Source organism: Ruegeria sp. S84 (assembly GCF_056583445.1).
Genome location: NZ_CM152618.1, coordinates 1,883,850 through 1,904,188 on the forward strand (window position 1 = coordinate 1,883,850; position 20,339 = coordinate 1,904,188).

Annotated in this window: 20 protein-coding genes and 1 pseudogene; 14 read left to right on the top strand and 7 right to left on the bottom strand. The window is 53.5% G+C overall.

Annotated elements, in window-relative coordinates; all coding sequences use genetic code 11:
- Position 1: 1 nt before the first annotated feature.
- Genes AC1DFB_RS09500 through AC1DFB_RS09525 form a run of 6 tightly spaced genes read right to left on the bottom strand, consistent with a single transcriptional unit; the run spans position 2 to position 5,014 of the window.
- Positions 2 to 1,306, bottom strand: a complete 1,305-nt coding sequence (locus AC1DFB_RS09500; RefSeq protein ID WP_170565456.1) for a TRAP transporter large permease — start codon at positions 1,304 to 1,306, stop codon at positions 2 to 4.
- Entirely contained in the window at positions 1,303 to 1,854 is a 552-nt protein-coding gene (locus tag AC1DFB_RS09505) for a TRAP transporter small permease subunit (protein ID WP_480921136.1), read from the bottom strand. Before AC1DFB_RS09505 ends, AC1DFB_RS09500 begins: the two co-directional genes overlap by 4 nt.
- A gap of 30 nt (positions 1,855 to 1,884) precedes the next feature.
- Positions 1,885 to 2,958, bottom strand: a complete 1,074-nt coding sequence (locus tag AC1DFB_RS09510; RefSeq protein WP_170392798.1) for a C4-dicarboxylate TRAP transporter substrate-binding protein — start codon at positions 2,956 to 2,958, stop codon at positions 1,885 to 1,887.
- A 35-nt stretch (positions 2,959 to 2,993) separates the two neighbouring features.
- Positions 2,994 to 3,449, bottom strand: a complete 456-nt coding sequence (locus tag AC1DFB_RS09515; protein ID WP_480922603.1) for an OsmC family protein — start codon at positions 3,447 to 3,449, stop codon at positions 2,994 to 2,996.
- A gap of 18 nt (positions 3,450 to 3,467) precedes the next feature.
- Entirely contained in the window at positions 3,468 to 4,133 is a 666-nt protein-coding gene (locus AC1DFB_RS09520) for a malonic semialdehyde reductase (RefSeq protein ID WP_480921137.1), read from the bottom strand.
- The gene (locus AC1DFB_RS09525) at positions 4,130 to 5,014 is read right to left on the bottom strand and encodes a fumarylacetoacetate hydrolase family protein (RefSeq protein ID WP_480921138.1); all 885 of its coding nucleotides are present in this window, start codon (positions 5,012 to 5,014) and stop codon (positions 4,130 to 4,132) included. The genes AC1DFB_RS09520 and AC1DFB_RS09525 overlap by 4 nt, the downstream gene beginning before the upstream one ends.
- 84 nt (positions 5,015 to 5,098) lie before the next feature.
- Here AC1DFB_RS09525 and AC1DFB_RS09530 point away from each other — a divergent pair, with 84 nt between their 5' ends.
- Genes AC1DFB_RS09530 through yghX form a run of 5 tightly spaced genes read left to right on the top strand, consistent with a single transcriptional unit; the run spans position 5,099 to position 9,988 of the window.
- On the top strand, positions 5,099 to 5,485 hold the full coding sequence (locus AC1DFB_RS09530) for a YciI family protein (RefSeq protein ID WP_170403600.1): 387 nt from the start codon (positions 5,099 to 5,101) through the stop codon (positions 5,483 to 5,485).
- A 51-nt stretch (positions 5,486 to 5,536) separates the two neighbouring features.
- Positions 5,537 to 6,193, top strand: a complete 657-nt coding sequence (locus AC1DFB_RS09535) for a GntR family transcriptional regulator (protein WP_480885703.1) — start codon at positions 5,537 to 5,539, stop codon at positions 6,191 to 6,193.
- Between the two features lies 1 nt (position 6,194).
- On the top strand, positions 6,195 to 7,493 hold the full coding sequence (locus tag AC1DFB_RS09540; RefSeq protein ID WP_170403606.1) for a malonyl-CoA decarboxylase: 1,299 nt from the start codon (positions 6,195 to 6,197) through the stop codon (positions 7,491 to 7,493).
- A complete protein-coding gene (locus tag AC1DFB_RS09545) occupies positions 7,490 to 9,058 on the top strand; it encodes a malonate--CoA ligase (protein ID WP_170734661.1) in 1,569 nt (522 codons plus the stop codon). Before AC1DFB_RS09540 ends, AC1DFB_RS09545 begins: the two co-directional genes overlap by 4 nt.
- A 42-nt stretch (positions 9,059 to 9,100) precedes the next feature.
- Complete coding sequence (yghX, locus tag AC1DFB_RS09550; protein ID WP_170511706.1) at positions 9,101 to 9,988, top strand: YghX family hydrolase; 888 nt, start codon at positions 9,101 to 9,103, stop codon at positions 9,986 to 9,988.
- A 317-nt stretch (positions 9,989 to 10,305) separates the two neighbouring features.
- On the opposite strand, the gene AC1DFB_RS09555 is transcribed toward yghX, so the two are convergent.
- Complete coding sequence (locus tag AC1DFB_RS09555) at positions 10,306 to 11,250, bottom strand: LysR family transcriptional regulator (protein WP_480901532.1); 945 nt, start codon at positions 11,248 to 11,250, stop codon at positions 10,306 to 10,308.
- A gap of 100 nt (positions 11,251 to 11,350) precedes the next feature.
- On the opposite strand from AC1DFB_RS09555, the gene AC1DFB_RS09560 reads away from it, so the two are divergent.
- From AC1DFB_RS09560 to AC1DFB_RS09600, 9 genes and pseudogenes are all read left to right on the top strand, one after another.
- On the top strand, positions 11,351 to 11,575 hold the full coding sequence (locus AC1DFB_RS09560) for a DUF1127 domain-containing protein (protein ID WP_480921139.1): 225 nt from the start codon (positions 11,351 to 11,353) through the stop codon (positions 11,573 to 11,575).
- Positions 11,565 to 11,789 carry a DUF1127 domain-containing protein gene (locus AC1DFB_RS09565; RefSeq protein WP_480921140.1) on the top strand — a complete coding sequence of 75 codons (225 nt, stop codon included), beginning with the start codon at positions 11,565 to 11,567 and terminating at the stop codon, positions 11,787 to 11,789. The genes AC1DFB_RS09560 and AC1DFB_RS09565 overlap by 11 nt, the downstream gene beginning before the upstream one ends.
- A 915-nt stretch (positions 11,790 to 12,704) precedes the next feature.
- A pseudogene (locus AC1DFB_RS09570) lies at positions 12,705 to 13,711 on the top strand (LacI family DNA-binding transcriptional regulator).
- A gap of 114 nt (positions 13,712 to 13,825) precedes the next feature.
- Positions 13,826 to 15,133 carry an ABC transporter substrate-binding protein gene (locus AC1DFB_RS09575; RefSeq protein WP_480921141.1) on the top strand — a complete coding sequence of 436 codons (1,308 nt, stop codon included), beginning with the start codon at positions 13,826 to 13,828 and terminating at the stop codon, positions 15,131 to 15,133.
- Between the two features lie 120 nt (positions 15,134 to 15,253).
- Positions 15,254 to 16,120 carry a carbohydrate ABC transporter permease gene (locus AC1DFB_RS09580; RefSeq protein WP_480921142.1) on the top strand — a complete coding sequence of 289 codons (867 nt, stop codon included), beginning with the start codon at positions 15,254 to 15,256 and terminating at the stop codon, positions 16,118 to 16,120.
- Between the two features lie 10 nt (positions 16,121 to 16,130).
- Complete coding sequence (locus AC1DFB_RS09585; RefSeq protein WP_170585545.1) at positions 16,131 to 16,961, top strand: carbohydrate ABC transporter permease; 831 nt, start codon at positions 16,131 to 16,133, stop codon at positions 16,959 to 16,961.
- A gap of 12 nt (positions 16,962 to 16,973) precedes the next feature.
- On the top strand, positions 16,974 to 17,978 hold the full coding sequence (locus AC1DFB_RS09590) for an ABC transporter ATP-binding protein (RefSeq protein ID WP_480921143.1): 1,005 nt from the start codon (positions 16,974 to 16,976) through the stop codon (positions 17,976 to 17,978).
- Positions 17,975 to 18,748, top strand: a complete 774-nt coding sequence (locus AC1DFB_RS09595; protein WP_480922604.1) for an L-iditol 2-dehydrogenase — start codon at positions 17,975 to 17,977, stop codon at positions 18,746 to 18,748. The genes AC1DFB_RS09590 and AC1DFB_RS09595 overlap by 4 nt, the downstream gene beginning before the upstream one ends.
- Positions 18,736 to 20,211, top strand: a complete 1,476-nt coding sequence (locus tag AC1DFB_RS09600; RefSeq protein WP_480921144.1) for a mannitol dehydrogenase family protein — start codon at positions 18,736 to 18,738, stop codon at positions 20,209 to 20,211. Before AC1DFB_RS09595 ends, AC1DFB_RS09600 begins: the two co-directional genes overlap by 13 nt.
- The last annotated feature ends 128 nt before the right edge of the window (positions 20,212 to 20,339 follow it).

Below are 20,339 nucleotides of genomic sequence, written 5' to 3' on the forward strand. Positions count from 1 at the left end.
CTTAAATCAGGGCAAGGCTGAGGATCGGGAACTCGATCAGAATGAACAGAACGATCAGCATCACGAACGCAAAGGGAAGCGCGCCCATGAACACGTCCTTAAGTGATATGCGGTCATCGTTAATCGTGGATTTGATAACGAAGCAGGATATACCCAAAGGTGGTGTCAAAAGACCGATTTCAGCCCCGACCACGGTGATAATGCCAAACCAGATCAGCGACATATCAAGCGCTTCGGCCATGGGCAGGAACAGCGGTACCACAATCAGAATGATCGATGCGGTGTCGAGCAATGTTCCCAGAAACAGCATCAACAGAACATAGAGCAGCATGATCGACCAGAAAGATGCGGAATTCCCCGCAAGCAGATCCTGTAGTTGATTGGGCAGCCCGGCCAGCCCCAGCATGCGGCTGTAGATTGAAGCGGCCGTGATCAGGAACAGGATCGCGGCTGTGATGTGACCGGTTTCCAGCAACGCGTCCCAGAATGCGCGTGGAGACATCGACTTACGGGCAACCGCGATGATTAGCGCAACGAGAGCTCCGGCGGCCCCTGCTTCTACGGCAGTCAACCAACCTGTGTAGATACCACCAAGGACGATGGTAATGATGAACAGTGTCGGCAGTGTTTTGGAGGCTATCTCGCGCCCTGACATCCACTCGGTGTCTTCGACAACGCGGCCACCGACGAATGCTGGGGTGAAACGACCCATAACCCAAATCGCGCCTACATAAGCGATCGCCAGCATGATCCCCGGAATAACGCCCGCAAGGAACATGTCCCCCACAGATTGCTCGGCGACAAAGGAATAGATGATCAGCATCGCAGAGGGCGGGATTATCATCCCCAAAACCGAAGACCCGGCGACCACGCCAACAGCAAAGCGTGGGTTATAAGCCTGCGCCATCATCTGCGGGACCGAGACCTTGGTGAACACGGATGCGGAGGCTATTGACGACCCAGTCACTGCGGCAAAGACGGCGTTGGCTCCAACGGTTGCCATACCGATACCGCCTTTGACCTTGCGAAATCGCATGGTCATGACTTCGTAGATGTCCCTGCCCAACCCGGCTTTTGAGACAATGAGCCCCATGAAAGTAAACAATGGGATTGTTGCAAAGCTGTATTCCATCGCGCTGTCGCCGACCGCCACTTTCAGCAGGTTGAGCGCAAGCGTGAAATTGTCCCGCATTAGCCAGATCGACACGAACGAGACCACGCCCAATGCGATGGGAATGTAAACGCCTGCGTAAATCAGAAAGACGATGGCTATGACCGAGATCAGGCCAATCTCAATCGGCGTCATTCTGTGGCCTCGTCATGTTCAGGTGCACGAATTAGATGCGGGCGGTCCTGCGCCGTGACAACCTTGAGAAGGAAGATCACGCAGGCAAGCGCAGTACCGCACGCGATGACCAGTTTGACCGGCCACCATGGCAGAGTGAAAAGACCCGGAACTCCGAAGTAGTCCTGCGTCTCCCACATATGCAGGAACTCGGGAAAGGTTACATAAGCAATCAGACCCATGAAGATTGCGGAGATGGCATTGATAATGCGCCTCAGGTTGGCCGTTAGCCCAGGACGGCGGTGGTGTAGCAGGTTCAGAAACCCGTCCGAGCGCGTCAGCCGATCCACTCTGACTACGTCGGCCAGCTGCAAAAAAACGATCATCACGACCGAAAACTGCACCATTTCATAGGTGCCACGCAGAGGTGCCGAAAACAGACCGCGCGCAATGACGTCGACATTCAGAATGACCACCAACGCAAGGACGACAAGCGTACCCAATGCGTTGGCGGCGATAGCAAGCGAATTGGCGACCCGCGACAAGCCAGCAACTGCGGTCTTCAGCATGAAAGGCCCCTTTCGTGGATCGCCAGACTGTTACTCGGCCGTCCAGTCACGCACTCCGGTAAAACCGGCGTCCTGCAGCTTGCCGAGATAAGCGGCCAGTATCGCGTCGCCTTGTTCACCGTTCTCATTCAGCGTGGCTGCCCATTCCTGTGCTACATTTGGCATTGCGTTGGCCCAGGCCGCTCGGTCTTCGTCCGAAACTTCGACAATCGTCCCGCCGGCTTCGGTGTATGCGTCCCTTGAGGCCGCAGCCCGGTCCATAGCGATGCCAGCCACATGATCACGGTAGTCAATTGCGACGGCCTGCAGAACGCCTTTGACTTCATCCGGCAACTTTGCCCAATAATCAGAATTCACCGTGATCGTCTTGGAGTTCACGGCACCCAAGTCAGCTTTGAGCATGTAGGGAGCCACTTCGGCGATCTTGAAGGTCTTGGCGGCTTCAGGCCACAGCATCGCACAATCAACAAGGCCGGTTTGCAGCATATTGTAGAAATCGGTCAGGCCACCGCGAACCCCCGCTGCATCTTTGATACCTTCGAGATATCGGAGGTTCAGTCCCGCACCTGCCACTTTTCGGCCTTCCAGATCAGAAACAGCCGAGACCGGCTCTGTACAAAAAACCTGATAAGTATCGAGCACTACACCGGTCGCCAGATAGACTTGGTTCTGCGCAGCGAACTCATTTTGCATCGCTGGGTATTCGCGCGCGATCTCATCCACGGCTTTGGCTACCGCGCGAGAGTCCGATGACACGAAGGGGGTCGACCCCGATATCCCCTGACTGGGCAACTTGGACGAATGGAAGATAGTTGTGACAATGCCGATGTCGCCAAGGCCAAGCTGGATTCCTTCCAGCACGCCCTTCGGCTTTACGATCGAACCGCCATAGTTCTCTTGCCAGTTCATCTTGTAGTTGCCGGAGTCGGCCAGCCGCTTGTCCACTTCTGGAATGAAGAAGTTGGTGAATTCTTTCACCCACAAGGCCCGATCGGGATAGCCATCAATCACGACGGCGGAAATGGTCTCTTCTGCTGCAAGAGGTAACGCCATGGTGCCTGCCAGAGCAAATCCCATTAGGCTGCGTTTAGTCCAGTTTTTCATTTCTCTCCTCCCAGAAAGTCGGGTCCTGTCGATTTTTATTGGTTGGTTTTGACCCAGTTGACGGTCAGGTCCGTGCCTGCCGCTTGAAACAGTTTTGCGATGGCGCAATACTTGGCTGTCTCCTCGCCCACGCGTGTCAGATCCTCCTGACTGGCGGGCGTATCGCACTTCACAGTGAGTTCGATTTCGGGAAACGGAACATCGATCTCCTCTTCCATCAGGACACCGCGCCGATCCAGCCTGCATTTCGCGTCGATTTTCACGGTGCCAAGATCAATTCCCAAACGGTGCGCATTCTTGTGCCCGATGACATTCGTGCAGGCGATCAAAGCAGCCATTGCGGCTTCAGTCGGAGACGGGCCAAGATTTGTTCCGCCTCGTTCGACAGGCTCGTCGATAATCATGTCCAGATCGCGAATTGGTATCTCAGTCCGCGCGTGTGTCGGGCATTGAGCTGTCGTACGGTAGGTCACGACAGGTTTGACTTTCATCGCCACGGGGTAACCTCCTCATGCATAAGAGCAAACCTTTTCGAATGAGAAGCGAGGCAGCTTGTGAAACAATCCTGTTTCGTCTGCGTAGCCCAGATTGCAAAGAAAGTTCGACTTGAGCGTTGTGCCCGCGAAGAATTCCTCGTCGACGATCTTGTTTGAAAAGCCAGACATGGCGCCGACGTCCAACCCAACCGCACGCGCGGCGATCATGAAGTAAGCGCCCTGAAGCGTTCCATTGCGAAACGCTGTATCGGCTACATATTCGGGATTGTTTTCGAAAAGTGGCCGTCGATCTTCGTGCGGGAAAAGAAAAGGTAATTCCTTCCAGAAGTTCATGTCATAAGCAATGATCGCGGTGACCGGCGCATCCATCATCTTTGGCAAGTTCTTCGGCTTTAACGACTTAGCTAAGCGCTGTTTAGCTTCCGCACTTTTCACGAAAACGAAGCGGGCGGGCAGCGTGTTCATGCTGGTCGCGCCGTTGATCGTGATGTCGTAGATCTCTTCAAGCAATTCGTTAGAAACAGCCTTGTCGGTCCAGGCGTAATGAGATCTGGATTCGCGGAGGATCAGGGCAATTGCGTCGTCTGAAAGACGTGGAATGCGCTCGCGCAGATCGCGATGATCTTGCTGCGCCTTTGCGCGAAGTGCCTCCAGCTCTGCCCCGGTTGGTGCGCTCATGCTGCGGCCACCTTAGTCTCGGCGTCCTTTTCGTCGATGACGGGGCTGGCGCATATGCCGATGCCCTCAATTTCGACCTCGACGGTTTCACCCGGCTTCAACCAACGTGGATTGGGCTTTTTGGCGTGACCAACACCCGGCGGCGTACCCAACGCAATCAGATCACCGGGTTCGAGAGTGGTATATTCCGAGATCGTGGCGATGACTTGAGGGACTCCCCAGATCATGTTTGCGGTGTTCGAGCTTTGCAGGATTTCGTCCCCCACTCGGCTTTCGATTTTCAGACCTGATGCCCCTTCGGGCAACTCATCCGGCGTTACGGTGAAAGGGCCGATCGCGCCTGTGTCATCGAAGTTTTTGCCGGGCGTCCATTGAACGGTTTTACGCTGATAATCCCGCAGCGACCCGTCGTTAAACACGGTGTAGCCAAAGACATAATCCAGTGCGTCCTCTTCCGAGATATGACGGCCGCGTTTTCCAACGATCAGCATAAGCTCGGCTTCGTAGTCGAGTTTCTCGGAACAGGTAGGCCGCACCATAGGTTGCCCTGCCGCCATGATCGAATTCTTCCCACGCATAAACAGCGTCGGATACTCCGGGAATTCATACCCGCCTTCCTTGATGTGGTCCGTGTAGTTCAACCCCATGCAAATGATCGTTCCGGGAGCGGCAACGGGCAATGCCGGAGTGATGGAAGACACGGGCACACTGTCTGCCGCGTCAATTTTGGGGGCAAGTGAGTCGGCCAGTTCAGGCTTGGCTATCAAACCCATCAAATCCGAACCGATTGCAGGATGCAAAGCCGTTAGATTCACTGCATTTTCGCCGTTTACAGCAAAAACCGCTGTGCCATCCAAAGTCTCTCCCACCAGGTATTTCATTTTCACCATCCATGTCAGTTCACTTGATTTTTGCCGACTATTTTGCAATATGTCAAATAATATCGATATTTTTGGAGGCAGCAAATGGTTGCTTGGGCAGACTACAAATCAGAAGCAAAAAGCCGCGGTGCTCTTGCTTTGGAGCTTTACGTCGCGCTGAGCACGCCAGCCAAATCGCCCGAAGATGTAAAGGCGTCACTGCCAGATCACTTGGCGTATCAGACGCAGCTGGAACGTTTGGGGCAGCTGGCTTTTGCAGGCCCCATGTCGGATGAAACTGGCGAGCATATGCAGGGGATGGGACTGATCATCTATCGCGCCGACAGCCTTGAAGCCGCCCGGAAGCTGGCCGAAGACGATCCTATACACAAAAGTGGCGCACGTAGTTTTGTACTTCGGCGCTGGATGATCAACGAAGGCTCGCTGAACCTTTCGGTTGGCCTATCGACTGGAACGAGTGCCCTCAGTTAAGAGCACTCAAGAGTATTTGCCGCGAAATAGGAACAGTCGGATATGGACGCCATGCTTGATACTGAGGGCAAAGAGACATCAGCCACTCATGGAGCGTATCGAAGGCTACGCGAAATGATCCTGACCGGAGAATTACCTCCGGGCCAAAAACTCAAGATCGAGCAACTTCGCGGGCTTTTGGACACTGGCGCTAGTCCGGTTCGCGAAGCGCTTAGCCTTTTGACTTCGGACATGTTGGTCGAGCGGATTGATCAGCGCGGATTCCGGGCAGCGCCAGTCAGCAAGTGTAACTTCGAAGAAATACTCCTGTTGCGATGCAACCTCGAGGAAACAGCGCTGCGCGCTTCCATCGTCAATGCAGACGGAGCTTGGGAGGACAGGCTAGTCTTGCGTCATCACCATATGAAAAAGGCCAGTCAAAAAGGTGCGCCTGACTTCGAAGACGCCCACAAAGCGTTTCATATGGCCTTGTTGGAAAATGCAAAACTGCCGTTGCTGCTACGGTATTGCTCGCAGCTTTATGACCTCAACATTCGCTACCGTTATCTGGCAGCGGGAGGGTCGAGTTACAAAAAGCGCGATATCGCTGCCGAACACCAGCAAATCCTAGATGCCGCACTCGATCACGACGCAGACAGCGCGACCCAGCACTTGCTCAACCACTACCGCCGAACGGGTGAGTACCTGAGCAGTCAGATGGAGTCCTGAAATGCAGCGGAACTGGTTTCTGGGCGATCTGTTAAATCAGTTGTTCGACCGTCCCGGCAAAAGGCGCGGCAATGACGACAATCGATCTATTGTAGAGCTTTGTGAGGCCTTGTTGTCTGCAGAAGGCGAAGTATCGGGCTTTACCCTCGCTTCCACGATCCTTGATCGCTACCAGACTTTAAACGATTCCGAGAAATTTCAATTTTTTGCCTATTTGAATGATCAACTTGAGCTGGACGCGGATCAGCTTGCCGAAACGGCAAGTCTCTACGCCAAGGAGCGAAGTGCCGATTTATATCAAAAGCTTAGTGAAGTCGCGGAACCCAAACGGCAAGAGTTTTTGCGCCGATTAAACCAACCATCAGGTGCGACTCAAGAACTCGTAGCAATGCGCGTTGACCTGTTGCGCTTTCTCAGATCCAACCCCGAGTTCAAGCGAACAGATATTGATTTCGTCCATTTGCTGCGAAGCTGGTTCAATCGGGGGTTTCTTGTCCTCAAACAAATCAGTTGGGATACCCCTGCCCGCGTTCTAGACAAGATCGTTGCCTACGAGGCGGTTCATCAGATCAACGATCTGGACGATCTGCGACGCAGGCTCTACCCGCCTGATCGTCGTTGCTTTGCGTTCTTCCATCCTTCGATGCCAGATGAACCTCTGATTTTTGTCGAAGTTGCTCTGACGGCTGAAGTTCCAGACGCTATTGATGCGCTTTTGTCCGAAGGTCGAGAACCGATCCAAGCTGAACAGGCAAAGGTCGCGGCGTTCTATTCCATTTCAAATTGCCAAAAGGGTTTAATGGGTATCAGCTTTGGGAATCTGTTGATCAAACAGGTTGTGACCGAGCTGTCGAGAGAGCTCCAGGGGATTGATACTTTTGTGACCTTATCACCAATACCGGGGCTTAATCGTTGGTTGGCGGGCGAGACAGAACACCCTGAGCACGGCTATGCCGCCGAGGCCGTGCTTGCGGCAACAACATCGCCACAAGATTTGCGCGCGATGGCCGCGCGATATTTGATGTTCGCCAAGCGTGAAGATGGGATGCCGCTTGATCCCGTGGCCCGCTTTCACCTCGGCAATGGTGCCGAGTTGCACGAACTGCACGCCGAAGCCGATTTGTCGCCGAACGGACGATCACAATCCGGCGGTGCGATGGTCAACTATCTTTACGATTTGAACAAGACAGAACGTCATCACGAAGAATTCGCAACACATGCGACAATCGAAGCCTCGCGTTCAGTTCGCGCGGCCTCAACCGCCGCGATTGCGGCCAAGCCAAGGGAACATACAGAGTGACCAATACCCTCTACGATAGTTTGTTTGCCCAACATGAGGGTAACGAGGCTCCGTTCCTGCAGCTCGATGATGGCCAAGTGGTGTCCTATGACTCGTTTTTGAAGCGCGCGGCGCAGATCGCACGTGTTTTGCAAAGCAACGGAGTTTCACCTGGCGATCGCATCGTTGTGCAAGCGCCAAAGCTCGCCGATACGATTGCGCTCTACGCGGCGGCGGTTCAGGCAGGTGCTGTTTACCTGCCGCTGAATACGGCTTACACGTTGGCAGAGTTGGACTATTTCATTTCTGATGCCCAACCAGCGATGATCGTTTGCGACAGCAAAGACGAACTTGAAATCGGAAAACGGGCGGCTCGGTCTGGGGCAAAGCTGCGGACACTCGGCGGCGTTTCCGCTAGCCTGAGCAGCGAGGCCGACGCACAACCTTGTGTATTCGAGACCTTGGATCGCGCTCCGGACGATCTTGCCGCATTGCTTTATACATCAGGCACCACAGGCCGTTCCAAAGGCGCAATGCTGAGCCATCAAAACCTGTTGTCCAACGCCCAAGTTCTTGTTGATCTGTGGGGCATCACAAACGACGATCGCTTGATTCACGCGCTGCCGATCTTTCACACGCACGGGCTTTTCGTGGCAATGAATACGTCACTACTCGCCGGTTCCAGAGTTCGACTGATGGAAAAGTTCGACCTCGGCGCCATCCTGGATGAGTTGCCTCAGTCGACCCTTTTGATGGGGGTCCCCACTTTTTATACCAGACTATTGGCAGACGACCGGTTCACCGAAGAAATCACCGGGAACATGCGCCTGTTCGTTTCCGGCTCCGCCCCCCTGCTCGCCGAAACCCATCAAGCATTCGAAACGCGCACTAGCCACCAGATCCTTGAGCGCTACGGAATGACCGAGACGAACATGAACAGCTCTAATCCTTATAGTGGCGAACGACGTGCGGGAACTGTTGGTATGGCGTTGCCTGGCATCGAAGTGATCGTGACAAACCCGGATACCGGGGAACCGCTGCCTCAGGGCGAGGTTGGAATGATCGAAGTACGCGGCCCCAACGTGTTCAAAGGTTATTGGCAGATGCCCGACAAAACCGCTGAAGAGTTGCGGGACAATGGATTCTTCATCACCGGCGATCTGGGTCAATATAGTAAGGATAGCTACCTGTCGATTGTAGGTCGGTCAAAAGACCTGATCATCACCGGCGGTTACAACGTCTACCCAAAAGAAATTGAAGATGTCCTGAACGACATTGATGGTATTTTGGAATCGGCGGTGTTCGGCACTCCCGACAACGATTTCGGCGAAGCAATCATCGCCGCACTGGTGGCTGAGCCCGGCGCACAACCGGACATGGAACAGATAGCGAGGACCGTCGAAGACAGGCTGTCACGCTTCAAACATCCACGCCGCTACGAGCTCGTCTCGGAACTGCCGCGCAATACAATGGGAAAAGTTCAAAAAAATGTGCTGCGCGAACGGCACGCGCAAAAGGAGCCATTGGAAGTGTCTCAAAAGACGTACCGCGAACCTCAATCAAAAAAGGACTCCTTAATCGGATAGTACCCCACCCTTCGGACGACCAAACTCAACAGGAGATTTACTATGACCCGCATGACGGCCAGAGATTTCGACCAGGAGCTTTTGGACCTGTACGACTTTTACGCGCACGGCAAAATCACCAAGCGCCAATTCCTGGATCGTGCTGGCAAATTTGCAGTTGGCGGCTTATCCGCCGTCGCGTTGCTCAACATGCTTAGCCCAAACTATGCCCTTGCTCAGCAGGTATCCTTCAACGATCCCGATATCCAAGCGGACTATATTACTTACCCTTCACCTAATGGAACCGGCGATGTCCGGGGCTATCTGGTTCGGCCTGCGGGCGTGGAAGATCCCCTACCCGCAGTTCTGGTGATTCACGAAAACCGCGGCTTGAATCCCTACATCGAGGACGTGGCGCGCAGATTGGCGAAAGCTGGATTTATGGCGCTGGCCCCCGACGGGTTGACCTCGGTCGGTGGATACCCGGGCAACGACACCGATGGGCGCGAACTGCAAAAGACAGTGGACCGAGTCGAGTTGATGAACGATTTCTTCAACGGGTTCGAATACCTGATGAATCGGGAAGATTGCACAGGCAAGGTCGGCGCGGTAGGCTTTTGCTATGGCGGCGGCGTCGTCAGTGCAATAGCCGTGGCCTACCCCGAACTTGCTGCAGGTGTGCCGTTCTATGGTCGTCAGCCAGCAGCAGAGGATGTGGCCAAAATTCAGGCACCGTTATTGATCCAGATGGGAGAGCTTGATGAACGTATCAACGCAGGCTGGCCAGATTTTGAGTCCGCTCTGCAGGCCAATGAAAAAGTATACGAGGCCTATATCTACGAAAATGCCAATCACGGCTTTCACAACGACAGCACGCCACGCTATGACGAGGAGATGGCGAACCTAGCCTGGGACCGAACAATTGATTGGTTCAACACATATCTGAAGTAGTACGAACCCCGCGCAGCCAACGTCGCCAGCCAGCGACACGCAGGCTGGACGCTGCTGCCCGTGCCATACAACGATAATGGTGTGGGTACTGCCAGACAAACTCGGACCAGTTTCAGCAAGGTCAGAAGAGCGGCGCTTTGTCCGGCACTAAGATCACAGGGTCGGGCGGGGTCTTGCTTGCGCTCCACGGGCCTTGCAAAGTCTGGTTGCGAATATCCGCTATGGGCCTTTAGTTCGAACCCCATTTTCAGCTTTGCTTGTGATCTCTCCGAATGATTTTGACCTTGCTAGCGTGAAGAACCCCTTTTTCCAGATGGTTAAGAACCGGTCATTTTGTCGCTTTCGACATCACGAAACTGTTGCACCAGGTAATCCACGAATGCTCGGGTTTTCGGGGCTAGATTGCGCCTGTCAGCAAACATCACCACGATATCAGTGCTCGGTGGTGCGTATTCCGGCATAACATGGACGAGTTCGCCGGACTGAAACTTGCAGTTCGCGATGTAAAAGGGTAGCCGCGCTATCCCTATACCAGCCAGTACCGCTCGAAAAACGACATCGGTGCTGTTTCCCTCAAAACTGCCCGTTGCTTCAAATTTTTCGCCGACCTTTGGTTCGATACTGTTCCAAGCGTTCCGTTGGCTTCTTCCAGCAACTCTCAGGCAATTGTGTTCAGCCAACTCGGCAAAACTCGTCGGGGTTCCTGAACGCTCAAGGTATTCAGGTGAGGCGCATAGCACCCTGCGACTCTGCATAATGCGTCTGATGACCATATCTGGGTTCTTGCGTTGTTCAGCAAAGCAGATCGCCGCATCGAACCCTTCGCTCCGAAGATCAATCTCTCGGTCGGTCAAATCCAAGGACACATTAACTTCAGGGTTCTCTTCCATGAATTTCGGCAGAGCAGGGATCAGCTGTGCCTTACCAAAGGCAACCGTGGATGCGATTCTGAGCACTCCGCGTGGGATACCATCAAAGTTATGGATCATCGCCTCGGCTTCTTTGAATTTGTCAGCCATCGCTTTGCATTTTTCGTAGAACGCTTGGCCTTCCAACGTCGGGGAGATACCTGTTCTGGTGCGATTCAGTAGGCGGTAGTGCACCTGATCTTCAAGCAATCCGATCTGCTTGCTTACAGCCGAGGGGGTCTGCCCCATTGATCGTGCAGCCGCAGATATGCTTCCCTGCTCGACAACTGTCGTAAAGATTAGCATTTGCGCAGAAATATCCATGTCATGACCCTTGCTGTTCCAATCTGACATGGGGCCTATGCCAAATTGCCAAATTGTGAGCGCTACCAAACACACGTATCTCTGCATTGCAGCATAAATACTGCATTGCAGCAACGGACGAGGCAATATCATGGCAATTACTCGATCAAACAGCGGGCTGGATGTCATTTTCGAAGCTGGCCGCACGTTCTTTCATCAAAAAATAGACACGATGCGAAAGGCACAGGCCAATCGCAGGGTTTACCGCGCGACGTATTATGAGCTCTCGGTGCTATCTGACCGCGACTTAACAGATCTGGGTATTCCGCGCAGTAGCATCAAAAAACTTGCTATGGAGGCTGCATATGGCTGCTAACACCCAAACGGCTGGTACAGATCGTGGTCACGCCATCGCCCTATCAATCAGCTTCCTGGCGAGGATCGGAGCCACGGCAAATGCGGCCTTTAAGGCGCTTCAAACGGCCCGGATGCTCTCCACACTTTCGAATATGAACGACCATCAGCTCGCTCAGATCGGAATCTCGCGATCCGATATCCCGGAATATGCCGCGAAATTGATGGCTGATTAATAGAGCGGAGGCCCTCAGGGCATAAGCTCACACGAAATTTGCTGGTTCTCGCTCCTCCCAGAGTTAGCCAGCATAAGCGGCGGCGAAAAAGCCAACAGGGAGCGCCAACGCAAAGGGCCAGCATTTTCACCTCCTCCCGAAAATGCTGGCCCAAACCACCCTGCCAAGCAGGAGCCGCGAAAGATGAGAGGCAGGAGAACATCACGAGATCCGCTCGTCCGTCATCTCCGTTTTGGCGACAAAATTTACATTTGTGACCAATACATAAATTAGCTGTCCAGATGCGATGGGCTCGGTTTTGCGGAGCTGTAAACGGAAGTGGCAGCTTGAACTCCGCATAGAACGTTCCGGGTTAAGACAAAATCGCATATGGGCCGTGTTTTGCAGGCAAGTAAGGGGCCTTGCGGAGCTACGCGGTGTCTTTCATACATAAATGTGGAAGATCTAGGCAGCGACCGCTGTTAAAGCTGAACGACCGAGCCCCTGGGATTTGCAGTGCTTTGTTTAGAGATATGTTCGCAATGGCGGAAAAAAGAGGTTTCAGCACTACCCGGATAAGGTTAACTGCGGCGGCCAAACAGTCCCGCAGGTCGCCCGGAACATCATCTGCGTCAACTTGAAACTTGAGTGCGGGGGTTGCGGTTGATCCCCCAACCCGATGACGCGTGATCGAAATCAAAACGTGTGCTCATGCTATAACTGGGCATGGGCTATTTGCATCGCGATCTGCTCGTTGCTTGAGAGCCGAACCCGGGACAAAACGGTCAAGATTGAAATGAGTGCGGAAGCGAGCAAACTTAACCCTTTCTAGCCGACTTGACACTTCGGGTCCTTCATCTCTAAATTTACTACAAGTTTCCGCGCGACATGTTGAAAATTGGTGTGAGGCAAGAATTGAAACGCAAAATCCGAAACATGGAAGAATTTGCGGCCATCAGCGGGATCTCCCGACCTACCGTTTCAAAATACTTCAACGATCCAGAAAGCGTGCGTGTTTCCACAAGAGACAAGATCGAAGCAGCACTGGAAGAGTATGAGTATCATCCGAATGTATTCGCGATGAACCAAAACCGGCGCACGACCAAGAACATTGGAGTTGTAGTCCCCAATCTGGCTGACCCATTCTTTTCCGAGATCGGCAGACGCGTAGAGCTTGCGTGCATAGAGGCCGGCTACAGCCCGATTTTACTTAGTTCACACGGCAATCCTGAAATGGAGCGAGACAACCTTAATTCACTCAAATCCCTGAAACCTGCTGGCGTCTTATTGGCACCTTTTGGCAGGCTGTCAGACAAAGACGCCGTTAAAGCATTTGATGCCGAGATTCCAGTCGTCTTGTTTGATGCCAACATGCAAAATGTAGGACGAGCATTTGTTGGCACCGATCACTTTCAGAGCGTCAATTTGATGGTCGAGTACCTTTGCCGCAGCGGTGAACCTCCCTGTTTTTTCGAAATGAAAAAACCGCTCAACCCCAACGCCAATAAGCATAGGCAAGCCTATATCGAAAGTATGGAGCGGCACGGTCAGACACCGAATATATTTCAAGTGAACGGAGAAGGCTGGGACTTCGAAGAAATTGGGAAAGTCCAGGGTGGCCGGCTCTTGTCTGAGGGGGCATTCAAGACCAACACGATCCTATGTAGCAATGATCGCTTTGCCATCGGTCTTTTGTCAGCGGCTTATGGCCTTGGCTTTAAAGTTGGTCATGGTCCGGAATGCAATCTCCGGATTGCAGGCCACGACGATCACCCGTTTTCAAGGTTCACATGCCCCCTCTGACAACGATCGCACAGGATTATGAAGGTATCGCGAATTGGTCGGTGTCCACATTGTTTGCATTGTTTGAAAAGGGAGAAGTCCCGCCGGAAAGACAGGAAAAACTGTTCGAGGGCCGTCTGATCATGCGGGAGTCGGCATAAGAAACCACTAATCTCGCAATCAGCCTAAAATTTACGCGCGTAAATTTATAATTGACTTCGCGTTGTGATTTTGACTAAGGTCGAAGTCATCATCCAACGAGGAGGAGAATTAGGATGTCATTCAAACAAGCTCTATATGCGGCGACGGCAATGACACTCGTCACTGCAAGTGGCGCACTAGCAGAGAATCTTGTCATCGCCACCGTGAACAATGGCGACATGATTCGCATGCAGGGGTTGACTCAGGACTTCACTGATAAGACTGGCCACACGGTCGAGTGGGTCACATTGGAAGAAAACGTATTGCGCCAGCGTGTCACCACGGACATCGCCGCCAAGGGTGGTTCTTTCGACATCATGACCATCGGCATGTACGAGACTCCGATCTGGGGTGCCAATGGATGGCTGGTCTCGCTTGACGACCTTTCAGCTGAGTATGACGCTGATGATATCCTGCCAGCCATGCGAGCCGGTCTGAGCCACGATGGTACCCTATATGCAGCGCCATTTTATGGCGAGAGTTCGATGATCATGTACCGCACCGACCTGATGGAGAAGGCCGGTCTGGAAATGCCTGAGGCACCAACCTGGCAATTCATTCGCGAAGCTGCCGCAGCAATGACCGACCGTGACAATGACATCAATGGTATCTGCCTGCGCGGAAAGGCGGGCTGGGGTGAAGGTGGTGCGTTTATCACCGTAACCGGCAACTCCTTCGGTGCGCGCTGGTTTGACGAAGACTGGAATGCCCAGTTCGATCAGCCAGAGTGGAAAGAGGCGCTGACCTTCTTTGTCGACATGATGCAGGAATCCGGGCCGAACGGCTACGCGACCAACGGATTCAATGAAAACCTGAACCTGTTCCAGCAAGGCAAGTGTGGCATGTGGATTGACGCCACCGTTGCAGCTTCGTTTGTGACCAATCCTGATGACTCAACCGTCGCCGACAAGGTTGGCTTCGCGCTAGCACCGAATAGTGAAGGTGTCGATCGGAAAGCAAACTGGCTCTGGGCATGGGCGCTGGCAGTTCCGGCCGGAACGCAAAAGGAAGCTGCAGCAAAAGAGTTCATCGAATGGGCGACGTCAAAAGACTATATTGAACTTGTTGCCGAAAACGAAGGTTGGGCGAACGTGCCTCCGGGTGCGCGTACATCGCTATACGAAAATCCCAACTATCAGGCGGTTCCCTTCGCTCAGAAGACGCTGGATTCAATCCTAGCGGCAGACCCGACAAACCCGACGGTTAAGCCGGTACCATATGTTGGTGTCCAGTTCGTGGCTATCCCGGAATTTGCGGGCATCGCGACGGAAGTGAGCCAGGAATTCTCGGCTGTCTATGCAGGTCAGCAGACCGTCGATGAGGCGCTTGCCAAAGCTCAGGCGCTGACAAACGACGCTATGGAAGCTGCTGGCTACCGCTAAGCGCTGCGTCTGTCTCGGGGAGCACTCTTCTCCCAAGTGTTTCCCGAGACGCCATCAATTCTCAAAAACTTTGCACTGTTTAAGATAGCCTTATGGCAATCAACAGAGGAGGTATGCCCGATGGCTACTAAACACTCCCGATCAGCGGCGCGGCTTATGATGGCTCCAGCGGTCATCTTGCTCCTCGGCTGGATGCTCGTTCCATTGATCATGACTCTCATTTTTTCATTCAAACAATACCTTCCACTGCGTGGTGGAGACCTAGGGTGGGTCGGTTTCGACAACTACGTCCGCTTTGTCAGCTCCAGTGCGTTCTGGCCGTCGGTGGTGGCTACCCTGACCATCGTCGGTGGGGTTCTTTTGATCACCGTGATCATCGGCGTCTTGCTGGCGATCCTGCTGAACCAGCCAATGTGGGGGCAAGGTGTCGTCCGCATTCTGGTCATCGCACCATTCTTTGTTATGCCGACAGTTTCAGCGTTGGTTTGGAAGAACATGTTCATGGACCCGGTGAACGGTCTGTTCGCCCACCTGTGGCGCTTTTTCGGGGCCGAGCCAATCGCTTGGCTGTCTGAGGCCTCGTTGCCTTCCATCGTCATGATCGTTTCTTGGCAATGGTTGCCTTTCGCTACGCTGATCCTGTTGACTGCTATCCAATCTCTGGACGGAGAACAGTTGGAAGCTGCGGAAATGGACGGTGCACCGCCGCTGAAGCGGTTCGGTTACATCACTCTGCCGCATCTCAGCCGTGCGATTACGATCGTGGTTCTAATCCAGACGATCTTCTTGCTGGCAATCTTTGCAGAAATTTTTGTCACAACCGGAGGTGCGTTTGGCACCCGCACCCTTACCTATCTGATTTTCCAGCGTGTTCTTGAAAGTCAGAATGTCGGCCTCGGTTCTGCCGGTGGTGTCTATGCAATCATTCTCGCCAATATCGTTGCGATCTTCCTGATGCGCATCGTCGGCAAGAACCTGGACGCGTGAGGAGGACAAAATGGCCCGCGCAGTAACTCAACAACGTAAGATCATCAACACAGCCGCCGCCTGGGGTGTTGGACTGCTGATCTTTTTCCCGATCCTCTGGACTGTCCTGACCAGCTTCAAAACCGAAGCCACCGCAATCGCAGACCCTCCGGTGTTCCTGGCATTTGACTGGACGCTTGAAAACTACTCAGCTGTCATGGAGCGGTCGAACTATGCCCGGTTCCTCTGGAACTCGATCATCATCGCGGGGGGTTCGACAATATTGGGTATCATCGTGGCGGTCCCCGCGGCCTGGTCGATGGCATTCGTTCCTTCCAATCGCACCAAGGACATTCTCCTCTGGATGCTGTCCACTAAAATGCTACCGGCGGTTGGTGTTCTGTACCCCATCTACCTGATCTGCATCAAACTTGGCATCCTCGACAGCCGAGGTGCGCTGGTCATCATCCTCATGTTGATGAACCTGCCGATCATTGTTTGGATGCTGTACACATACTTTAAGGAAATCCCTGGTGAGATCCTTGAAGCGGCCCGAATGGACGGTGCGACGCTGAAAGAAGAAATCCTTCACGTTCTCACGCCAATGGCAATTCCCGGCATAGCTTCTACCTTGCTGCTGAACTTCATTCTGGCCTGGAACGAGGCGTTTTGGACACTAAACCTGACGGCAGCCAATGCGGCTCCGCTGACGGCCTTCATTGCTAGCTACTCCAGCCCCGAAGGCCTGTTCTTTGCCAAACTAAGTGCAGCATCAACCATGGCCATTGCGCCAATCCTCATTCTTGGCTGGTTCAGCCAGAAACAACTTGTCAGCGGCCTGACCTTCGGCGCCGTCAAATAAGGAACTTGACCAATGGGACAAATCAAACTCAACCAAGTGACCAAAAGCTTCGGAGACGTTCAGGTTATTCCGCCTCTGGACCTCACGATTGGAGACGGCGAGTTCACGGTTTTTGTTGGACCTTCCGGTTGCGGTAAATCCACACTGCTGCGCCTGATCGCGGGGCTCGAAGACATCACTACGGGTCATATCGAAATCGATGGCTCGGATGCGACGGATGTGCCTCCTGCCAAGCGCGGTTTGGCAATGGTTTTCCAGTCTTACGCCCTGTATCCGCATATGTCGGTGCGCAAAAACATAGCGTTCCCGATGAAAATGGCAGGGATCGATGAAGATGAACAAAACCGCCGGATTGAGGGTGCCGCAAAGGCGCTAAACCTCACCGATTATCTGGATCGGCGTCCGGGACAATTGTCAGGTGGTCAGCGTCAGCGCGTTGCAATCGGCCGGGCCATTGTTCGGGAACCGGCTGCATTCTTGTTCGACGAACCGCTTTCCAACCTCGACGCGGCCCTGCGAGTCGGAATGCGGCTTGAAATCAGTGAACTTCACGAACGGCTCAAGACGACAATGATCTACGTAACCCACGACCAGGTTGAAGCCATGACCATGGCGGACAAGATCGTCGTTTTGCGGGCTGGCGTGATCGAACAGGTGGGGTCACCGCTTGAGCTCTATCACAGTCCACGCAACGAATTTGTCGCGGGGTTTATAGGGTCTCCGAAGATGAACCTGATCAAAGGCGCTGAGGCCGAGAAAAACGGGGCAACCACAATCGGCATTCGTCCTGAACACACAGATGTCAGCATGACTGATGGAATGTGGAAAGGCGTCGTCGGCGTGGCCGAACACTTGGGGTCAGACACTTTCATTCACGTCCATGACACAGGTCTTGCTGACATGGTGACTGTGCGGATTACCGGTGACATTCAGGCAAAGCATGGCGACACGATCTACCTGACCCCGCAAATGGACAAGCTGCATAAGTTCGACGCTCAGGGCCTGAGGATCGAATAATGCAACTGGCTGGAAAAACAGCCCTGATTACAGGCGCCGCCCGAGGGATCGGGCGGGCATTTGCGGAGGCCTACGTCAACGCAGGCGCTCGGGTTGCCTTCGCCGACATAAATATAGATGGCGCCCGCCAAGGCGCTGCTGCACTTGGCGAAAATGCGATTGCTGTGGCTATGGACGTGACCGACCAGACCAGCATCGACAACGCAGTGACAACGACGTCTGCAGAATTCGGTCACATCGACATTCTGGTCAACAACGCGGCACTTTTCACAGCCGCCCCGATTGTTGAAATCGAACGCGCTGACTATCAGCGCGCTTTTGACATCAATGTAGCGGGCACGCTCTTCACGATGCAGGCCGTCGCCCGACACATGATCGAGCGCGGGAAAGGTGGCAAGATCATCAACATGGCGAGCCAAGCCGGAAGGCGCGGTGAGCCGTTGGTTGCGGTCTATTGCGCTACCAAGGCGGCGGTCATCAGCCTGACTCAGTCGGCGGGACTGAACCTGATCAGGCACGGAATAAACGTGAACGCAATTTCTCCGGGTGTCGTCGATGGCGAGCACTGGGACGGCGTGGACGCGTTCTTTGCGAAGTACGAAGACAAGGCACCCGGACAAAAGAAACAGGAAGTTGATGCCGCCGTACCCTACGGACGCATGGGTACACCCGACGATTTGACCGGAATGGCTGTTTTTTTGGCAAGTGATGCGGCGAACTACATCGTCGCACAAACTTACAACGTGGATGGTGGGCAATGGATGAGCTGATCTCCCTTTCGAATGCGACACTCGATCAATTGACTGTCGAACGCCCAAGGTATGACCGTGCCGCATTGAAACCTGGCATTGTTCATGTAGGGGTCGGCAATTTTCACCGTGCGCATCAGGCTTGGTACCTGCATCGTTTGATGCAGCAAGGCAAAGCCAAAGATTGGGCAATCATCGGTGCTGGCGTACGCCCTTATGATGCGATTATGCGCGATAAATTGCTCGCCCAGAATTGCCTTACAACCTTGATCGAACTCGACCCGGAAAAAATCTCTGCCGAGGTCATAGGATCCATGATCGACTACTTGCCTATTGAAGATGACAATGGGGCGCTAGTTCGCATGATGTCGAATCCTACGATTCGCGTCGTAACTATGACGGTCACAGAAAGTGGGTACTACATCGATCCAGTCACCAAGGAGTTTGACTCCAACCACCCCGACGTTCTTCATGACGCTAAAAACCCGCTGAAACCCCGCACCGTATTTGGAGCCATGGTGGCTGCGCTTGGTCAGCGACGTGATGCAGGGCATATGCCTTTCACTGGGCTCAGCTGCGATAACCTGCAAGGTAACGGTGACGTCCTTCGGCAAACTGTCATTTCGTTGGCTCGAATGACCAACCCTGAACTTGCCGATTGGATCGACGCCAATGCGTCCTTTCCAAATTCGATGGTAGACTGCATCGCCCCCGCGACCGGTCCAAGCGAACTGGCACTCGCCATAGACTTTGGCATTGATGACGCCGCGGTCGTCACGCACGAAGCCTATCGTCAGTGGGTGATAGAAGACAGTTTCTGCGCAGGGCGCCCCGACTTGGACAATGTTGGCGCAATTTTCACTGACGATGTTCATGCGTTTGAAACTATGAAAATTCGCGTCCTCAATGCTGGGCATCAAGTTCTCGCAAATGCCGGAGAGATCCTGGGGCTTCAGACGATTTCCGAATGCATGAAGCACAGGCAGCTTTCGCAGTTTTTTGGCAAAGTTCAAAGAACCGAAATAGCACCAACAGTTGCACCCGTATCCGGAAAAAGCCCGGAAGAGTATATAAGCCTAATTGAAAGTAGGTTCTCAAATCCACGAATTGTGGACACAACCCGACGAGTGGCTTTCGACGGCTCGGCGCGCCATACGGGATTCGTTATGCCGATCATTCGAGACCAGCTAAAGGCAAGTCGCTCTATTGTCGGCCTAGCCCTCGTCGAAGCTCTTTGGGCCCGCATGTGTGCAGGCAAGCGCGAAGATGGTAGTGTGATCGAGGCTAACGATCCCGTTTGGGGCAAACTGTCTGAGGCCGCGCTTGCCGCGAAATCAAATCCGGTCGCATGGCTCGAACAATCCTGGATTTATGGCGATTTACAGAACGCTAAGGAGTTCTCAGATGCGTTCTCTGAGTGGCTCAACCTTATTTGGAAGGATGGATGTGAAGCAGCCCTTATTGAGTACGTTGAAGAAGTGTGAGTCGGACCAGTCATTTTGTGGCGAATACTTTTGTTACAAGACAAAAGTCGATCGGGTAGCACTGTCAGCCGCTTGAGTTACAGATGTGTCTGAGCTGATATGAATTAGCTCATGCAAAGCACACATGC